Raw genomic sequence first — 15,087 nt, 5'->3', positions numbered from 1 at the left:
GAGCCAAGCTGTTGGATCGATAGCACGCGCGAGCCGCTCGATCTCGATGGTCATGGGCTTCAGCTGGTAGACTTTGCTCATTCCCCTTCCTCTCGTTGGGCTGACATGGCGCGGGCGAAAGCAGCCAACCTGGCCAGACACTCGCTCTTTGGGTGCTTCCCCTCCGCCGATCGCGAGCCGAACCCGTTATCCTCGTTCAGACGCCAGGCGTGTCCGTCTGGCCCTCCTTCGGCTTCGTAGGACCAGCCGGGGAGTTGTTCGGTTGTCAGGGCCAGGACGGCATCGACGGAGGCGGTGTAGCGCGGAGCTTCGTTGTAGGGGCCGAGCGGTCGCCAATCCGCTACCGCCGTGCCGTATAAGCCGCATGTCACGTCGTGCTCGCGCCGTCCTGCGTGCTCACGATAGAAGCCACCCTCGATCCGGAGCAGCCACCAAGCGGCGTCATCCAGAGCCCGATCCGGCCCTTCAGCCTTCTCAGCCCGTTCAGCGATCTCGAGCCAGTTCATCTCTACCCTCCTCCACGGGGCGGGACGCGGGCGGGGCTGGCACCATAAGGCCGCTGCCCAGAGAAAATGGGCGTACACCTCATGCCGTCGAGCGAGCACGTCGTCTCGGAGACCCCACACCGGGCACACCACCGGCCGCTGAGGCCGTGCGGCTTGGGCTGGGCGTCATGGGTGGCGTTCCACGGCCATTCAGACAGGTCTACGATCACGGCGTTCGGGGCGAGCACGGTAGCCGTCATAGTCTGTTGCTCCTATGGTCTTGGATGATGTGTTTGAAGGCGAGCGACCAAGCCTGACCGGCCGTCGCGACGTAGCCCATGTGAGCGCAGTCCAGGCTCCTGTCGCCGTCAACGACAACGTAACCACCGCCGCCCTTCACCATCTTGGCGTTCGGCCTCGCGCCGAGCACCTGAGACATCTTTCGCTTTTCCGCAGGGCTCACGTCCGATCTCCACTTGGCGGGGAGGGAGAGGCGGGGATGCTTGCCGGAGACGCCCCGCGGCCGTTATATTGCTGAACTGGCCGCCCACGGGACCCGGGATTCCGGGCCGCACCCGGAGCGCTCGAAGTAACGAGGTGCCCTTGTGCGGCTCGGCCGGGCGGCAAGGGTGCGGCCATCATAGCCTTCCCTCTCCTATAGAATTCGCGCAGCTTCTCGTTCGGGACTACGTGTTCGGTTCCGAGCCTCCACCAATCTGGGTTAGCGCTCATGAAGAAGGCCCAAGCAGCCATCGACATATCGCCCTTCATCGTGTTGCAGTGCTGACAAGCGAACACGGTGTCCCGGCCACCGCGAGACTTCGGATGGACGTGATCGAGCGTCTTTTTCCGCGGGTGCCGACCCTTGGAGATCACGAGCGGCTGCTTGCAATAGTAGCAGTACCGGAGTGGTTCAGTGGGTCTCATCAGCAGCCTCCACGGCGGCCAAACCTAACGAGGTAATCTCGTAACCGAGCCCGGAGCCGCGGTAGCGAACGAGGCCACCCTCCAGCATGACCCGGAGGTCATAATCTGCCGTCTCGGGCGGAACGCGCGACCACAAACCCGGCTGCCGCTCTAGGGCTTTCAGTTGGGATATGATGGATCCGGTCACGCGCACCCTGCACGTCCTCTCGCTCATCCACGCCTCCCGAGATAGCGGGGGAGGGGAACTTCGAAATCCTCAACGCGGATGACGGGCAGGCCCTCAGCCTCAGCCTGCCGAACCATGTCTGCCGTGCCGCGCCCTCCCGGCAGCGCGATCACGATGTCAGGCCTGCCCTCGCGCAGCATGCGGGCATTCCGGATCGGCCCCGCCGCCTTCCCGTGCTTCTTCCAATCGGCGTCGAAGCGGAGCACTTTGACGTGCTCGCTCTCGCCCCATCGGGCCGCACCTTCGTCGGCGCCGCGCGCTCCGCCGTGAATAACGGTGTCGATCGTCAGGGCCGAGTAGCAGCCCGTCGCGTGCGCGAGTTCGTCCTTCGCGTTGGCCTCCAGCCAGTTGAAGGCATCTGCCGCGCTCATGTCGCGCCCGCCGCAGACAAGCACCCTCATGGCCGGACTCCCACGAGAGCGGGGAGGGGCTTCGTCCGTTCTGACAACACCGGAAAGTCCTTTCCCATCAATACGGGAACGAACCGGGAAGGTGTCAGAATTGCCCTTGAGAATGCTCGGTTTCCCGAAGCCTCTTAATCAGCGGGTCCAAGGTTCGAATCCTTGTACACCCACCAATCATCTTCCAGTGAAAGCGGCGTTCTAGAGCGAGGCTCCCGTAGGGAGGTCAAGCCTGCGTCCAGGACCTGGATCTCGTAATCGCTGTTCCTCTCCCTCCATGGCATCGGCGCCTGACGACGCGGACCATCGGCTCCAACTCCCCGCACATTTCGGTCGAAGACCCTCACGCTCACACGCGCCGCGGACCATCGGCTCTGACGGTTAGGGCTCAAAGGCGGGCCGAACGTCTGGCCGGGGCCCCGGGTATTGCGGCCGCCCGGGTCGAACACTTCTGCTGAACTCCGTGCCTATTCGATCTTCGCGCCGGAGCGGTGGACGACCTCGCCCCATTTCGTGATCTCGTCCTTGATGAAGGTCCCGAAGGCCGCTGGGCCGAGCGGGCGGGAGACCGCGCCGAGGGCGGCAAATTTCGCCGCGATCTCCGGCTCCGCAAGGGCCTTCACTGTTTCCGCATTCAGCCGCGTGACGATGTCGGCGGGCGTCCCCTTCGGGGCCACGAGCCCGTTCCAGGCGATCGCGACATAGCCGGGGAGCACCGTTTCAGCGACCGTCGGGATGTCCTTGGCGATCGGGAGGCGCTCCGCCGAGGTAATCGCGAGTGCCCTGAGGCGCCCGTCGGCGAGCTGCGGCAGGACGGATTGCGTGGTGTCGAACATCAGGTCGACATGGCTCGCGACGACGTCGGCGATCGCCGGGGCGGAGCCGCGATAGGGCACGAAGGTGAGCTTGATGCCCGCCATGGAGGCGAAGAGCTCGCCCGCGAGATGGGTCGACTGACCGAGCCCGGAGGTCGCGACATTGAGGGCACCGGGCCTGTCCTTAGCCATCGCGATGAGGTTCTCGACGGATTTTGCCCGTGAGCCCGGAGGCACGACCAGGACAAGCGGGTTTTCCGTGAGGAGGGCGACGGGCTCGAAGCTGCCGAGCGCATCGTAGCCGAGCGTCTTGAACAGCGTCATGTTGATCGCATGCGCAGTCGTGTTCACGCCCAGCGTATAGCCGTCGGGAGCGGCCCGGGCCGTGAGCTCCAAACCCAGGTTGCCGCCCGCCCCAGGCTTGTTGTCGATGATCAGCCGCTGGCCGAGGACGGCCGAGAGCCGCTCGCCGACGATGCGGGCCGTGACGTCCGTCGAGCCGCCGGGCGTATAGGGCACGATGACGTTGATCGGCCGGCTCGGCCAGGCATTGGCCGAACTCGGCCTCGTCAGGCTCGCGGCCCCGCCGACGGCAGCGAGGGCAGCCAGAACGTCACGACGCCTCATCTCGGTGTCCCTTCATCGCGCTGCAGGACGACGGCATCGAGCGCCATCCCTTCCTCGTCGCCCGTTCCGACCAGGAAGGGATTGATGTCGACGCTTTCGATCCGGCTGCTCGCCTCCGTCATCAGCCTGCCGAGCGCGAGCGCCGCCGCGACGTAGCCATCGAGCGCGATCGGGGCCTCGCCCCGGGTGCCGCCGAGCAGCGGCGCGATGCGCAGATGCGCCAGGGCCTTGCGCACGTCGTCTTCGGTGAAGGGCGGCAGCAGGATGCGGGTATCCGGCATGGCCTCCACGTATTTCCCGCCGTCGCCGACGAGGATGACGGGGCCGAAGAACGGATCGCGATGGGCGCCGAGCAGCAATTCACGTCGGCCTTTCGCCATCGGCGCGACAAGCACGCCGGAAAAGGACGCGCCGTGATCGGCCAGAGAGGCGCGGCAAGCCTCGAAGGCGCGGCTGACGTCGTCCGCGCCGTCCAGGCCGAGATGAACGAGCCCGAGCTCGCTCTTATGAGCGACATCAGGCGAGCAACCCTTCACGACGACGGGAACGCCGAAACTCGCCGCCGCTGCTACCGCTTCGCCGGCGCTCCTGCAGAGCTTATGCGGGACGGTCGGGATGCCTGCCTGAGACAGGGCGGCGAGGCTTTCGGCTTCGTCGAGAAGGCGCGGAGAGCGCGAGTCTTCGGCGGGCTGAACTGCGCTTCTGATGGCCGCGCCGTCCCCGCCGAAGCGCTCGGCTGCCTTTGCCATCAGCTCGCGATGAACGATGAACTGGCTGAGTGCCGCGATCGCCTCGCCTTCGCCCTCGAAGACGGGCAGGCCGCGGTTTTTGAAGGGCGCGGCAACCATGGCCTGCGGGGCCGTGACCACGACAGGCTTGCCCGTGGCCGCCGCGAAGGCAGAGGTGTCGCGTCCGAAGGCTTCGACGTCGTAGGCCTGGCCGGCAACAGGCACGCCGACCAGGAAGGCGTCGGCGGAGGGGTCCTCTGCGATGACAGGCAGGATCTGGCTGAAGAGGGCGCTGTTGGTGAGGAGCGCGGCTGTGATGTCCACCGGGTTCGCGGTCGCGGCGAAGCCCGGCAGAATGGCGCGCAGTTGCTCCTGCGTACCGTCCGAAAGACGAGGGATTTCCATCTCCGCGGCCGTCGCGGCATCGGCGGCGAGGACGCAGGTTGCGCCGGAATTGCTGATGACGACGAGGCGCCGCCCCTCCGGCTTCCATCCCTGGAGATACAGCTCGGCCGCCTTCACGAGGTCGACCGAATCCTTCGCGCGCCAGATGCCGTGCTGCTCCAAGAACGCGTCGACGACGCGATCCTCGTTGGCGAGCGCGCCCGTATGCGAGCTCGCCGTGGCTTGGCCCGCCGGTGTCCGGCCACTCTTGAGCGCGATGATCGGCAGGTTCCTCCGGCGCGCGATGGCAGCGGCTTCCGCCAGGTGCTCGGGGTCGGGGATGCTCTCCAGGTAGAGCAGCAGCAGCTTCAGGTCCGGATCGGACGCGACGGCAGTCGCGAACTCGCAGACCGTCACGTCCGCATCGTTGCCGGTGGAATGAGCGTGCCGGACGCCGATCCCGCGCGAGCGCAGCAAGCCATAGGGGATCACGCTCATCGCGCCGCTCTGGCTGACGATGCCGACCGGACCGTCTTTCGGCGCTTCCTCAAGGAACATGGACGAGAAGCTGAGGACGGCGCCCGTGCCGAAATTGGCGAGGCCCTGCGTGTTGGGCCCGACCATCCGCATGCCGTGGGCGCGGGCCCGCTCGACCATCGCACGCTCGGCCGCCTTGCCCTCAGGGCCGGTTTCCCCGAAGCCCGACGTCATCATCACGGCGAGCTTCACGCCCATCCCGCCGCATTCGTCGAGTGCCCGCACGGCGTCCTCGCCCGGCACCGCGATGATCGCGACATCCGGTGCCTGGTCGAGATCGGCAAGCCTCGGCACCGCCTTCACGCCCTGCACCTCAGCGCGCTTCGGGTTGATCGGATAGATCGCGCCGCGGAAGCCGAAACGCCGCAGATAGTCGAGCGGCCGGCCCCCGATCTTGTTCGGGTTCTCGGAAGCGCCGATCAGGGCAACAGAGGCGGGATCGAGCGCCGCCTTGAGGTTGGGATTCATCAGGAGCGCCGGGGTTCGACGAAGGGTACGATCCGCTCGCCTAGCGGGCGGAAGCTGGTGAGGACGGCGTCGCCTATGGCGAGGCCGTCTGCTGCATGGCTCATGAAGCGGAAGCCTTCCTCGGCACCGACGAGGGCGATCCGGTAGGGCGCGAACGGGCGCAATTCGGTCGAGGGCGCGCGCGCAACCGTCGTGATGGCGTGGACCTCCCCGCGGCCGGAAGCGATCCGCACCTCGACGTCCTCGGATCCGCAATGAGGGCAGAACGGGCGGCGAAAGTAGCTGACCCTGCCGCAGGCCCGACACTTGCCGTAGGTCAGCGCCTCGGCGCCGCTCGTCCAGTCGGCGATCACGCTCATCGTGTGGCCTCCAGGACCAGGCTGACATGCGAGGAGAGGACGCCGCCATCGCCGTGCAGCAGAGCGAGCGGCGGCCGCTCGATCTGCCTGTCGCCGGCCTCGCCGCGCATCTGGCGGACGGCTTCGACGAGATGCGCCATCGCGCCGCCGACGCCGCAATGGCCGTAGCTGAGGAGCCCGCCATGGGTGTTCAGCGGAATCGCGCCGTCCGGCGAGAAATAGCCCTCGCGGGCGAGCCGGCCGGCGCTTCCGCGCGGGGCGAGCCCGATCTCCTCCAGGAGGATCGTCAGCGTGATCGTGAAGCTGTCGTAGATGCCGGCGTAGCGGATATCTGCGAGCGTGACGCCTGCCTGCCGCATCGCGCGGGAGGTGCAGTCGCCCGCGCCGGACTCGGTGAGCGAGGCGGCTGCGCTGACATGCTGGTGCATATGCGCCTGAGCGGTGCCGATGATCCGAATGCCCGGTCGGCCGCCATCTTCGCGCTCGATCACGAAGGCGGCCCCGCCATCGGAGACGGGGCAGCAATCAAGCAGCTTGAGTGGGGAAGCGATCGGCTTCGAAGCGAGGACGTCCTCGACCGTGATTGGCGCTGTGAGCTGCGCGCCGGGCGTGCGTGCGGCGTTGGCGCGCATGAGCACGGCGAGTTCGGCGAAATCGGCCTCCGTCGAGCCGAATTCGTGCATGTAACGCGAGGCGACGAGTCCGTAATAGGCCGGGATCGTCGGCCCGAGCGGGACCTCGTAGACCGGATGGCCGACCTGCGCGAGCGTTTGGATCGCGCTGTCGCGGGATTGCCCGGTCAGCCGGTTCTCCCCCGCGACGACCAGGATGCGGCGGGCCGCACCCGCATCCACGAGCAGATGGGCGAGCATCACGAGGCCGAACCCGGTCGCGCCGCCGAGTTGGATCGCATGCGCGTAAGTCGGCCGGATGCCGAAATGCTCCGCGAACACGGTCGAGAGCATGAGGTGCGGCAGCGTTGTCGAGTAGCCGGTGAGCAGGCCATCGACGTCTTGTCGCTCCACGCCGGCGTGGTTCAGAGCCGCTGCCGCTGCCTCGCTCATCAGCGCCAGGGTGTCGCGGCCTTCCAGCTTGCCATAGGGCGTGAGACCTACGCCGGTGATCAGGCTCATGAGGCAGACCCCTTCGGACGTGAGGACGTCGCGAGGCCCCGGCCCATCTCGCGGCGGATGAGATCGGTCTCGCGCAGGAGCGCGCCACAGAGCATCTCGGCTCGCTCGGAGATGCGTTCGGTCAAGGCAGCGATGCTGAGAGCGCCGATGACGGCGCCCGTTTCCGAAAGGATTGGGACGCCGATCGCCGACATACGGTCCACCACGCGATCGAGAAGCACGACGCAACCTCGCGTCCGGCTTTCGAGGACAAGTTCCCGGATGAGGTCGACCGACATCCGCGGATAGGGGCCGAGATGCGGGCCGATCACGCCCAGAATGGCGTCGATCTCGCGTACCGGGAGCCAGGTGAGAATGGCGAGAGCTCCGGCCCCGACGCCGAGCGGGCGGCGGCTGCCAATGTCCAGATAGTTCGCCCGGATTGGGAAAGAGCCTACCTGCCGGTCGATGCAGACGGATTCGATGCCGCTGCGCACGGAGAGAAGCGCCGTGTCCTCCGACAACTCCGCCAGGCGCACAAGGCTCGGCCGCGCCAGCTCACGCAAGTCGTGCGAGCGTCCGGCCGACGCCGCAAGAGCCAGGAATTCGGGCCCGCGCGCAAAGCCGCGGCCGTCCGGCTCGCGCTCGGCGAAGCCTTCTTCGATTAGTGTCTCAAGGATGCGGAGGGCGGTGACCTTATTCAGGCCCGTCCAGGCCGAAATCTCCGCCAGGCGTTGCGGCGAGCGCGCCGACAGTGCGCGAAGGATGGCGCAGACCTTTTGGGTGGAGTTCGTCGCCCGGCCCTCGTCCGCGGCATCCGGTTCTGCGGATGTCTGCTTCGCTTGCTCGGCCATCATGACGCCGCCGGTTCAGACCCGCCGAGATAGATCCTCTTCAGGAGGTCGCTGTCCCCGAGCTCCTCCGCCGGGCCTTCGCCCCCGATGGCCCCCGTCTCGAGCAGGTACCCGTAATGGGCGTGCTTCAGCGCCTTCTCGACCAGTTGCTCGACGAGCAAGATGGCGAGACCCCGTCCGGCGAGGCTGGCCGCGACCGCCAGGATGCGGTCGACGACGATCGGCGCGAGGCCTCCCGAGGGTTCGTCCAGGATCAGCAGCCGTGGATCGGCCATCATGCCCTGGGCTACGGCGAGGATCTGCTGCTGCCCGCCCGAGAGCCGCGACGCCTGCTGGTGTCGCTTCTCGGCGATCTCGGGGAAGTCGGCATAGATCCGGTCCAGGCTCTCGCGCTGGTCGGGAGAGTGCCGGGCATAAGACCCGAGGAGGAGGTTGTCCTCCACCGAGAGGCTCGTAAAGACCCGGTGGCCTTCCAGCACCTGCACAAGTCCCGCCCGGACGATGTCGGCGGAAGACGCGCGAGAGATGTCCTTTCCCGCGAAGGTGATGGCGCCCGCCTTCTTCGGCACCAGGCCGGATATGGCGTGCAGGATGGTGCTCTTGCCTGCGCCGTTCCGGCCGAGCATGACGACGAACTCGCCGGGGTGCACGTCGAAGCTGACACCGTGGACGACGTGGGCCTTGCCGTAGGCGACGTGGAGGTCGGACACGGCGAGGAGGGGTGATCCGGCTCGGCGGGCGCTCACGCGTCAGGCTCCCAGATAGACTCGGACGACCTCGGCGTCCGTGCGGACCTCGTCGGGCGTGCCATGCTTGATGAGGCGCCCGCGATCCAGCGTGGTCACACGCGAGCAGATGCGGAAGACGAAGTCGGTATGGTGCTCGACAAGCAGCACTCCGATCCCGGCATCCCGAATGGTCGCGATGATGCGGCCGAGATGCTCGATCTCGGCCCCCGTGAGCCCGCCGGCGGGTTCGTCGAGCAGGAGGAAGCGCGGCCGGAGCGCAAGGGCGCGAGCGATCTCGAGAAAGCGTTGCTCGGCGTGTTCGAGGAGATTGGCGCGCCGGTTTATCGCGTGGCCGAGCCCGACGCCGTGCACCAGCTCCTCAGCCCGGCGGCGGATTTCGCGCTCCTCGCGCAGAGCCTTGGGCAGCGACAGCGCCGTCGTGATGAAGTCGGAACGGACGTCGCGCCAGGCACCCAGCATCGCATTGTCCAGGACCGTCAGGGTCGGCAGTAGCCGCGGCTTTTGGAAGGTGCGGGCGATGCCAAGGTTCGGACGCCGCTGGACCGAGTGACCGGACAGCGCCTCGGCGCCGAGGAGGATCTCGCCCCCGTCTGGCCGGTAATAGCCTGACATGAGGTTGAGCATCGTCGTCTTGCCGCTGCCGTTCGGACCGATAAGGCCGTGCACCTCGCCGGGCTGGAGATCGAGCGATACGTCGTCGAGCGCGACCAGGCCGCCGAAGCGCTTGCTCGCCCTGCGTGCAATGAGGGCGCTCATGCCGGGCTCCGCTCCGAGGCGAGGACGCCGCGTAGCCGGCCGAGGTCCGGCTTCACCTCGTGGCTGCGGTGCGGCTCTCCAAACCGCTCGGCGACGAGGGCGAACACCCGGCCGAAGCCTTCGGGGATGAGGAGGACGACGGCGAGCAGCAGCACGCCGTAGAAGAACGACCCGAGCTTCGCGAGCGGCGCTACGAGCTCCGGCAGGGCCGTCAGGATGACGGTGCCGACGAGTGGGCCGAGTATCGTCCCGCGTCCGCCGATGATGATGCAGACGAAGAAGAAGAGGCCGATCTCGAACACGAAGGTGTCGGGCGTGATGTAGCTCTGCAGCGAGGCGAAGAGCGCGCCGCCGACCCCCGCCGTCACGCCCGAGAAAACGAAGACGGCAAGCTTGAGGCGGAACAGGCGGACGCCCACCGAGGTCGCCGCGACCTCGCTGTCCCGGATCGCAACGAGCGCGCGACCCCACATCAGCCGGCTCACATTCCAGGTAAGCCAAGTGACGAGGGCCGCGAGGCCAAGGATCAGCCAGTAATAGCCCCAGGGCGTATTGAATGGGGCAGGGAAGCTCGGGACGCTCAACCCCGTGCCGCCGCCCGTAAGGTGGCCTTCCGCTAGCGACAGCTCGGTCACGATGAGCGCAAAGGCCATCGTGGCCATGGCAAAGTAGAAACCTGGGAGCCGGAGCGACGGCAGGCCGAGGAGGAGGCCCGCGAGCCCCCCGACGATGCCGCAGGCGAGGACTGCCAGGAAGGGGTCGATCCCGTGCGTGCCGGCCAGGATGGCGAAGCAGTAGGAGCCGACCGCGAGCAGGCCGACATGGCCGATCGAGAGCTGGCCGGCATAGCCGACGACGAGGTTCAGCCCGGCGATCAGGATCCAGTAGGCGCCGATTAGGGAGGCGAGGTGAAGCTGGTAGAGGTCGCCTGCCCAGTAGGGCAGGGCGACGAGGGCGAGGCCGCCGACGAGGAGGAGAGCGCCCTTGATGCGATGGGGCGTCATACCGGCCTCACCCGCTTGGCGCCGAACAGTCCCTCGGGTTGCACGAGCAGCACGACCATGAGGAGGCCGACCGCGATGGTCTGCTGGTACTCTCCGCCGAAAAAGTAGGTCGCGAAGGCCGAGAGAAGACCGAGCGCGGCACCGCCGACGAGCGCGCCGATGTTGCTGCCGAGCCCGCCCACCGCCAGGGCGATGAAGCCGTTCAGCGTGAGCGTCAGGCCGAGGGCGAAGAACGCGAAGGTGAGCTGCCCGGCCGCAAAGCCTGCGAGACCGCCGAGAGCCCCGGCCAGGAGATAGGAAAAGGAGCGGACACGGTCCGTCGGGATGCCGCGGGCGCGGGCTGCGAAGGCATCCTCCGAGGTTGCCTGGAACAGCTTGCCCCAGAGGGTACGGCGGTAGAACAGCTCGAGTCCTGCCGCCATGACGAGGACAGTGGCGATCGGCAGCCAGTATTTCTGGTCGGCGAGCCCGGCCGAGAAGTCCTGCGGGATCAGCCGCGGGAAGGGCCGCGGCTCCGTCCCCCACCACAGGCCCACCGCCTGCTGCACGATCGTGGCCAGCGCGAGCGTCGAGAGTAGCCAGAGGTGCTCGTCGGATCGGGCGAGCACGCGGCGGACGCCGACAATCTCCGTGATCCAGCCGAACAGGGCGCCTACCGCGATCGCACCCACGAGCCCAACGAGCACCGGCAGGCCCAGATTGCCGATGAACCATGCCCCGAATACGCCGCCGAGCATGCAGAGGTGGCCCGTGGTCACGCTCAGCACCTTCGAGGTCGAGTACATCACGTTGTACGCTAGTGCCGTGGCGGCATAGAGCGCGCCGATGGCGAGGCCCGAGACGAGGACGCTCAGCATGGCATCATCCGCTCATGCCGGCGACGGCCGGCATCCAGCCTCAGCATCAGGAACGACCCCGGCTTTCGCCGGGGTGAGCGCTTGAAAACGGTCATCACATCGGGGCCCGGTCGTAGCTGCCGTCCTTGAATGTGTTGGCAGTGTTCACGACGATGTTCTTGTCAGGAAACCCGTTGTGGTTGTCGGGCGTCCAGGTGTAGCTCGCATAGACGCCGGGGAAGTCCTTCGTCTTCTCGAGCAGCTCCTTGAACTTCTGCGGGTCGGTCGAGCCGTTCGTCTTCACGGCGTGCTCGATGATCTTCACGGTGTCGTAGCCGAGCGCGACCCACCAGAAGGTGAAATCGATCTTGCCGCCCAGCGCCGGCTTGATCTGGTCAACGAGCTTCTGCGTGCGCTCGGGCAGCTTGCCGTCGACATAGGTGGTGGATTGGTAGCCCGCCGCGTAGGCGTTCTCCCAGTATTCCGGCTTGTTGAGCAGCGCCTTGATGGGCAGCGCCATGATGGCCGGGTGGCCCACCACTGGCACGTCCCAGCCCATGTTGCCGCGCGTGTTGAGGATGCGGGCCATCAGCCCGGTCGCGGCGGACCACGGCATGATGACGTCGGCGCCGGCCGCCTTGGCTTTGGTGATCTCGTCCGTGAGGTCGGTCTTGTTGGGGTCGATCAGCACGGAATAGACCGGCTTCACGCCCGCTTTCTCCAGCAGCTCGGCCGCCGTCTTGGCGCTTGACGTGCCGTAGCCCGACGTATCGCCGATGACGGCGACCTTCTTCCGCTTCAGGACGTTCAGCGCGTAGTCGTTGCCGCCCTGGATCCACTGCGTGTTGGTGTTGATTGCCCGGAAGGCGAGCGGGAAGCGCTTCTCGTTGATCAACTCGTCCACGCTGCCGATCACGATGTTCGGGATGCCCGCTTTCGCGACGATCGGGACCGTGGCGAGCGACTCGCCCGAGTTCACCGGGCCGATCACGAAATGCACCTTGTCTGAAAAGACGAGCTGCTGGGCGAGGTTCACGGCCTTGGTCGGCTCGCCGGCGGTGTCGCGCGTGAGAAGTTCGAGCTTGCGGCCGTTGATCCCACCCGCCTTGTTGATCTCGTCGACGGCGAACTGGACGCCCTGGTTCTCGGCGATCGCGGCCGACGACAGCGGGCCCGTCAGCGACGACAGCCAGCCGATCTTGATGGGCTCTTGCGCATTGGCAGAGCCCGCTATCCCGCAGGCAAGCAAGCCGGCCGCGAAGGCGCGGCGCGACACGGTTATCGGCAGCATTACGTAGTCCCTCCCTGACCGGGCCGTTCATGGCCTCTCGTCGCCAAGATGGTTGTTTTTCCGCAGCGACCTGTCAACAATGTTCCGCGAGTAGAAACGAGATGCAACGTTTCTGCCGGGGAGGGCTGGTCTGCGCGTGTATTCGTTCCGTGTGACGGAACGGTCGCTCGGGCCGGAAAACAAGGGGGATGGCGCTTTTGCTGCGTCGGACATGTCTCGCCGTACTGGCCGCGCTCGCGGTCTCGACAGGCGCTCTGGCCGAGTATCCGGAGCGGGTCGTAAAGATCATCGTGCCGTTCCCTGCCGGCGGGACGACGGACATCCTGGCGCGCCTTGTCGCCGACCGGCTCGACAAACGGCTTGGGCAGCGCTTCATCGTCGAGAATCGCGGCGGTGCCTCCGGCAGCATCGGCACGCAGACCGTCGCGGCGAGCGAACCCGACGGCTACACGCTGGTTATGGCGACCATCAACACGCACGGCATCAACGCCGCGGTGTTCAAGAGCCTGCCCTATGACCCGGTGCGGGACTTCGCCCCGATCACCGTTGTGGCGTCCACGCCCAACGTGCTGATGGTCAATCCGTCGCTCGGGGTGTCCGACCTCACGAGCTTCCTGAAGCTGGCCAAGGAAAATCCCGGCAAGATCGACTTCGGGTCCACGTCGCTCGGCGGCTCGCCGCACATGTCGGGCGAACTCCTCAAGACGATGGCCGGCGTGAACCTCAACCACGTCCCGTACCGGGGCGGCGGGCCGATGCTGAACGACCTCATCGCCGGGCACATAAGGGTCGGGTTCGACAACCTCCCGTCAGCGGTGGGGCATGTCCGGGCCGGCAGCGTGAAGGCGCTCGCGGTCACGACGCCCGAGCGCTTCCCGAGCCTGCCCGAGGTGCCGACGATCGCCGAGAGCGGCGTGCCCGGCTACGAAGTCTCTGCCTGGTTCGGCCTCCTTGCTCCCGCCAAGACGCCGCGCCCCGTCGTCGAGAAGCTGCAGCGCGAGATTGCGGCGGTCCTGGCTGAGCCGGACATGAAGGCGAAGCTGCTGGAACTCGGCGGCGTGCCGGGCGGGATGAGCCCGGATGCGTTCGGCGAAATCGTCAGGCGCGAGGTCGCCAAGTGGCCGGACGTCGTCGCGAAGACGGGCGTCAAGGTCGAGTGATGGGGAGAGGCATGACAGGTCTACGTATCGGTTCAGGATCGGCCTGGTGGGGCGACCGCCTGGAGCCCGCCCGCCTGAACGCGGAGAAAGGCGACCTCGATTATCTCTGCTTCGAGACCATGGCGGAGGCGACAATCTCGGCCGCCCAGGTTCGGAAGCGGCGTGATCCCGAATTCCCCGGCTACGACACCTATCTCGACGACCGCATGCAGCGGGTCATCCCCGGCTGCCTTCGGCGCGGCACGAAGATCATCTCCAACCAGGGCTGGATCAATCCGGAAGGCGCGGCGCAGCGCATCGTGCATTGGCTGCGCGAATGCGGTGCCCCTCGCGGCACGAAGGTCGCGGCGGTATCGGGCAGCCTGATCACGGACAGCGTGCTCGACCTGACTGACACGCTCATGGAGAACGGCAAGCCGTCCTCGTCCCTCGCCGGGAGCATCGTGTCGGCCGAGGCGTATATGGGCGCCGAGCCGATCGTGCAGGCATTGAAGAACGGCGCGCAGGTGGTCGTGACCGGCCGCGTCGCCGACCCGTCGATCTTCATGGCGCCGATGATGCACGAATTCGGCTGGGACGCGCTGGACCACGACCGGCTCGGGCCGGGGAACGGCATCGGCCACGTGCTCGAATGCGGCGCGCAGGTCACCGGCGGATATTTCTGCGACCCTGGCTTCAAGGATGTGCCCGATCCGTGGGACCTCGCCTTCCCGATCGCGGAGATAGAGAGCGACGGCTCGGCCGTCATCACCAAGGTCGCTGGCACGGGCGGGGCGGTGAACCTCCGTACTCTCAAGGAGCAGCTGTTCTACGAGGTGCACGACCCGGCCAACTACATCACGCCGGACGTAGTGGTCGATTTCACCACCACCGATCTCGAGGAGGTCGGGCACGACCGGGTGAGGGTGAGCCGCATCTCCGGCAAGCCCCGCACGCCGACCTTGAAGGTGTCGATCGCCTGCCAGGAAGGCTTCATCGGCGAGGACATGTTTTTCTATGCCGGTCCGGGAGCGCTGCGCCGGGCGGAGCTCGCCAAGCGCATTCTCGAAGAACGTTTCAAGATTGTCGGGCTGGAGGCGGAGGATTATCGCGTCGACTTCGTCGGCGTGAACGCGATCCATGGCGGCTCCTCCCCGCGCGTCGAAGCCGAGCCCTACGAGGTCGCGGTCCGCGTCGCGGCGCGCTGCAAGACGCGCGAGGAGGCCCTGAAGGTCGGCCGCGAGGTCGACGGCATGGCGGTGTCGGGTGTCGGCATGACAGGCAAGCGCGTCCCGCACCAGGACCGCACCCGCGAGGTCATCGGCGTCTGGTCCTCGCTCGTGCCGCGCGAGGCCGTGAAGCCCGTCATCACCATGTACGAGAGCTGAG

Annotated in this window: 15 protein-coding genes; 2 read left to right on the top strand and 13 right to left on the bottom strand. The window is 67.0% G+C overall.

From position 1 onward, the window contains the following. Positions 1-77: 77 nt before the first annotated feature. The 13 genes from ACO2SS_RS11040 to ACO2SS_RS10980 form a co-directional block, all read right to left on the bottom strand. Entirely contained in the window at positions 78-506 is a 429-nt protein-coding gene (locus ACO2SS_RS11040) for a hypothetical protein (protein ID WP_423277688.1), read from the bottom strand. A 438-nt stretch (positions 507-944) separates the two neighbouring features. Further along, on the bottom strand, positions 945-1,412 hold the full coding sequence (locus ACO2SS_RS11035; RefSeq protein WP_423277687.1) for an HNH endonuclease signature motif containing protein: 468 nt from the start codon (positions 1,410-1,412) through the stop codon (positions 945-947). A gap of 210 nt (positions 1,413-1,622) precedes the next feature. Beyond that, positions 1,623-2,039: an SLOG family protein gene (locus ACO2SS_RS11030; protein ID WP_423277686.1), complete on the bottom strand. Its 417-nt coding sequence runs from the start codon at positions 2,037-2,039 to the stop codon at positions 1,623-1,625. Positions 2,040-2,506: 467 nt separating this feature from the next. Next, positions 2,507-3,481, bottom strand: a complete 975-nt coding sequence (locus ACO2SS_RS11025) for a Bug family tripartite tricarboxylate transporter substrate binding protein (protein WP_423277685.1) — start codon at positions 3,479-3,481, stop codon at positions 2,507-2,509. Continuing rightward, positions 3,478-5,598, bottom strand: coding sequence for an acetate--CoA ligase family protein (locus ACO2SS_RS11020; RefSeq protein ID WP_423277684.1), 2,121 nt, complete (start codon positions 5,596-5,598; stop codon positions 3,478-3,480). Before ACO2SS_RS11020 ends, ACO2SS_RS11025 begins: the two co-directional genes overlap by 4 nt. Beyond that, a complete protein-coding gene (locus tag ACO2SS_RS11015; RefSeq protein WP_423277683.1) occupies positions 5,598-5,957 on the bottom strand; it encodes a Zn-ribbon domain-containing OB-fold protein in 360 nt (119 codons plus the stop codon). The genes ACO2SS_RS11020 and ACO2SS_RS11015 overlap by 1 nt, the downstream gene beginning before the upstream one ends. Next, positions 5,954-7,090 carry a thiolase family protein gene (locus ACO2SS_RS11010; protein ID WP_423277682.1) on the bottom strand — a complete coding sequence of 379 codons (1,137 nt, stop codon included), beginning with the start codon at positions 7,088-7,090 and terminating at the stop codon, positions 5,954-5,956. Before ACO2SS_RS11010 ends, ACO2SS_RS11015 begins: the two co-directional genes overlap by 4 nt. Continuing rightward, positions 7,087-7,926 carry an IclR family transcriptional regulator gene (locus ACO2SS_RS11005; RefSeq protein ID WP_423277681.1) on the bottom strand — a complete coding sequence of 280 codons (840 nt, stop codon included), beginning with the start codon at positions 7,924-7,926 and terminating at the stop codon, positions 7,087-7,089. The genes ACO2SS_RS11010 and ACO2SS_RS11005 overlap by 4 nt, the downstream gene beginning before the upstream one ends. Continuing rightward, on the bottom strand, positions 7,923-8,669 hold the full coding sequence (locus ACO2SS_RS11000; protein ID WP_423277680.1) for an ABC transporter ATP-binding protein: 747 nt from the start codon (positions 8,667-8,669) through the stop codon (positions 7,923-7,925). The genes ACO2SS_RS11005 and ACO2SS_RS11000 overlap by 4 nt, the downstream gene beginning before the upstream one ends. Positions 8,670-8,672: 3 nt before the next feature. Then, complete coding sequence (locus tag ACO2SS_RS10995) at positions 8,673-9,428, bottom strand: ABC transporter ATP-binding protein (protein WP_423277679.1); 756 nt, start codon at positions 9,426-9,428, stop codon at positions 8,673-8,675. Next, positions 9,425-10,432: a branched-chain amino acid ABC transporter permease gene (locus tag ACO2SS_RS10990; protein WP_423277678.1), complete on the bottom strand. Its 1,008-nt coding sequence runs from the start codon at positions 10,430-10,432 to the stop codon at positions 9,425-9,427. The genes ACO2SS_RS10995 and ACO2SS_RS10990 overlap by 4 nt, the downstream gene beginning before the upstream one ends. Beyond that, complete coding sequence (locus tag ACO2SS_RS10985) at positions 10,429-11,289, bottom strand: branched-chain amino acid ABC transporter permease (RefSeq protein ID WP_423277677.1); 861 nt, start codon at positions 11,287-11,289, stop codon at positions 10,429-10,431. The genes ACO2SS_RS10990 and ACO2SS_RS10985 overlap by 4 nt, the downstream gene beginning before the upstream one ends. Before the next feature lie 94 nt (positions 11,290-11,383). Continuing rightward, positions 11,384-12,559, bottom strand: a complete 1,176-nt coding sequence (locus ACO2SS_RS10980) for an ABC transporter substrate-binding protein (protein ID WP_423277676.1) — start codon at positions 12,557-12,559, stop codon at positions 11,384-11,386. Positions 12,560-12,747: 188 nt separating this feature from the next. On the opposite strand from ACO2SS_RS10980, the gene ACO2SS_RS10975 reads away from it, so the two are divergent. Together ACO2SS_RS10975 and ACO2SS_RS10970 are read left to right on the top strand one after the other, a co-directional pair. Beyond that, complete coding sequence (locus tag ACO2SS_RS10975) at positions 12,748-13,719, top strand: Bug family tripartite tricarboxylate transporter substrate binding protein (protein WP_423277675.1); 972 nt, start codon at positions 12,748-12,750, stop codon at positions 13,717-13,719. Between the two features lie 11 nt (positions 13,720-13,730). After that, entirely contained in the window at positions 13,731-15,086 is a 1,356-nt protein-coding gene (locus ACO2SS_RS10970; RefSeq protein WP_423277674.1) for an acyclic terpene utilization AtuA family protein, read from the top strand. Position 15,087: the final 1 nt, after the last annotated feature.

The sequence above is a fragment of the Enterovirga sp. CN4-39 genome, from assembly GCF_049446235.1.
Lineage (GTDB): Bacteria > Pseudomonadota > Alphaproteobacteria > Rhizobiales > Beijerinckiaceae > Enterovirga.
Note: the sequence above shows the minus strand (reverse complement) of the source record. Positions and strands in the feature narration are given on the sequence as shown.

What these genes read in the sequence shown, in the direction of transcription:
- ACO2SS_RS11005 (WP_423277681.1), bottom strand. Translation starts at nt 7,926, where the DNA reads ATGATGGCCGAGCAAGCGAAGCAGACATCCGCAGAACCGGATGCCGCG.
- ACO2SS_RS11030 (WP_423277686.1), bottom strand. Translation starts at nt 2,039, where the DNA reads ATGAGGGTGCTTGTCTGCGGCGGGCGCGACATGAGCGCGGCAGATGCC.
- ACO2SS_RS11025 (WP_423277685.1), bottom strand. Translation starts at nt 3,481, where the DNA reads ATGAGGCGTCGTGACGTTCTGGCTGCCCTCGCTGCCGTCGGCGGGGCC.
- ACO2SS_RS11035 (WP_423277687.1), bottom strand. Translation starts at nt 1,412, where the DNA reads ATGAGACCCACTGAACCACTCCGGTACTGCTACTATTGCAAGCAGCCG.
- ACO2SS_RS10970 (WP_423277674.1), top strand. Translation starts at nt 13,731, where the DNA reads ATGACAGGTCTACGTATCGGTTCAGGATCGGCCTGGTGGGGCGACCGC.
- ACO2SS_RS10995 (WP_423277679.1), bottom strand. Translation starts at nt 9,428, where the DNA reads ATGAGCGCCCTCATTGCACGCAGGGCGAGCAAGCGCTTCGGCGGCCTG.
- ACO2SS_RS10975 (WP_423277675.1), top strand. Translation starts at nt 12,748, where the DNA reads ATGGCGCTTTTGCTGCGTCGGACATGTCTCGCCGTACTGGCCGCGCTC.
- ACO2SS_RS11010 (WP_423277682.1), bottom strand. Translation starts at nt 7,090, where the DNA reads ATGAGCCTGATCACCGGCGTAGGTCTCACGCCCTATGGCAAGCTGGAA.
- ACO2SS_RS11015 (WP_423277683.1), bottom strand. Translation starts at nt 5,957, where the DNA reads ATGAGCGTGATCGCCGACTGGACGAGCGGCGCCGAGGCGCTGACCTAC.
- ACO2SS_RS11020 (WP_423277684.1), bottom strand. Translation starts at nt 5,598, where the DNA reads ATGAATCCCAACCTCAAGGCGGCGCTCGATCCCGCCTCTGTTGCCCTG.
- ACO2SS_RS10980 (WP_423277676.1), bottom strand. Translation starts at nt 12,559, where the DNA reads ATGCTGCCGATAACCGTGTCGCGCCGCGCCTTCGCGGCCGGCTTGCTT.
- ACO2SS_RS10985 (WP_423277677.1), bottom strand. Translation starts at nt 11,289, where the DNA reads ATGCTGAGCGTCCTCGTCTCGGGCCTCGCCATCGGCGCGCTCTATGCC.
- ACO2SS_RS10990 (WP_423277678.1), bottom strand. Translation starts at nt 10,432, where the DNA reads ATGACGCCCCATCGCATCAAGGGCGCTCTCCTCCTCGTCGGCGGCCTC.
- ACO2SS_RS11040 (WP_423277688.1), bottom strand. Translation starts at nt 506, where the DNA reads ATGAACTGGCTCGAGATCGCTGAACGGGCTGAGAAGGCTGAAGGGCCG.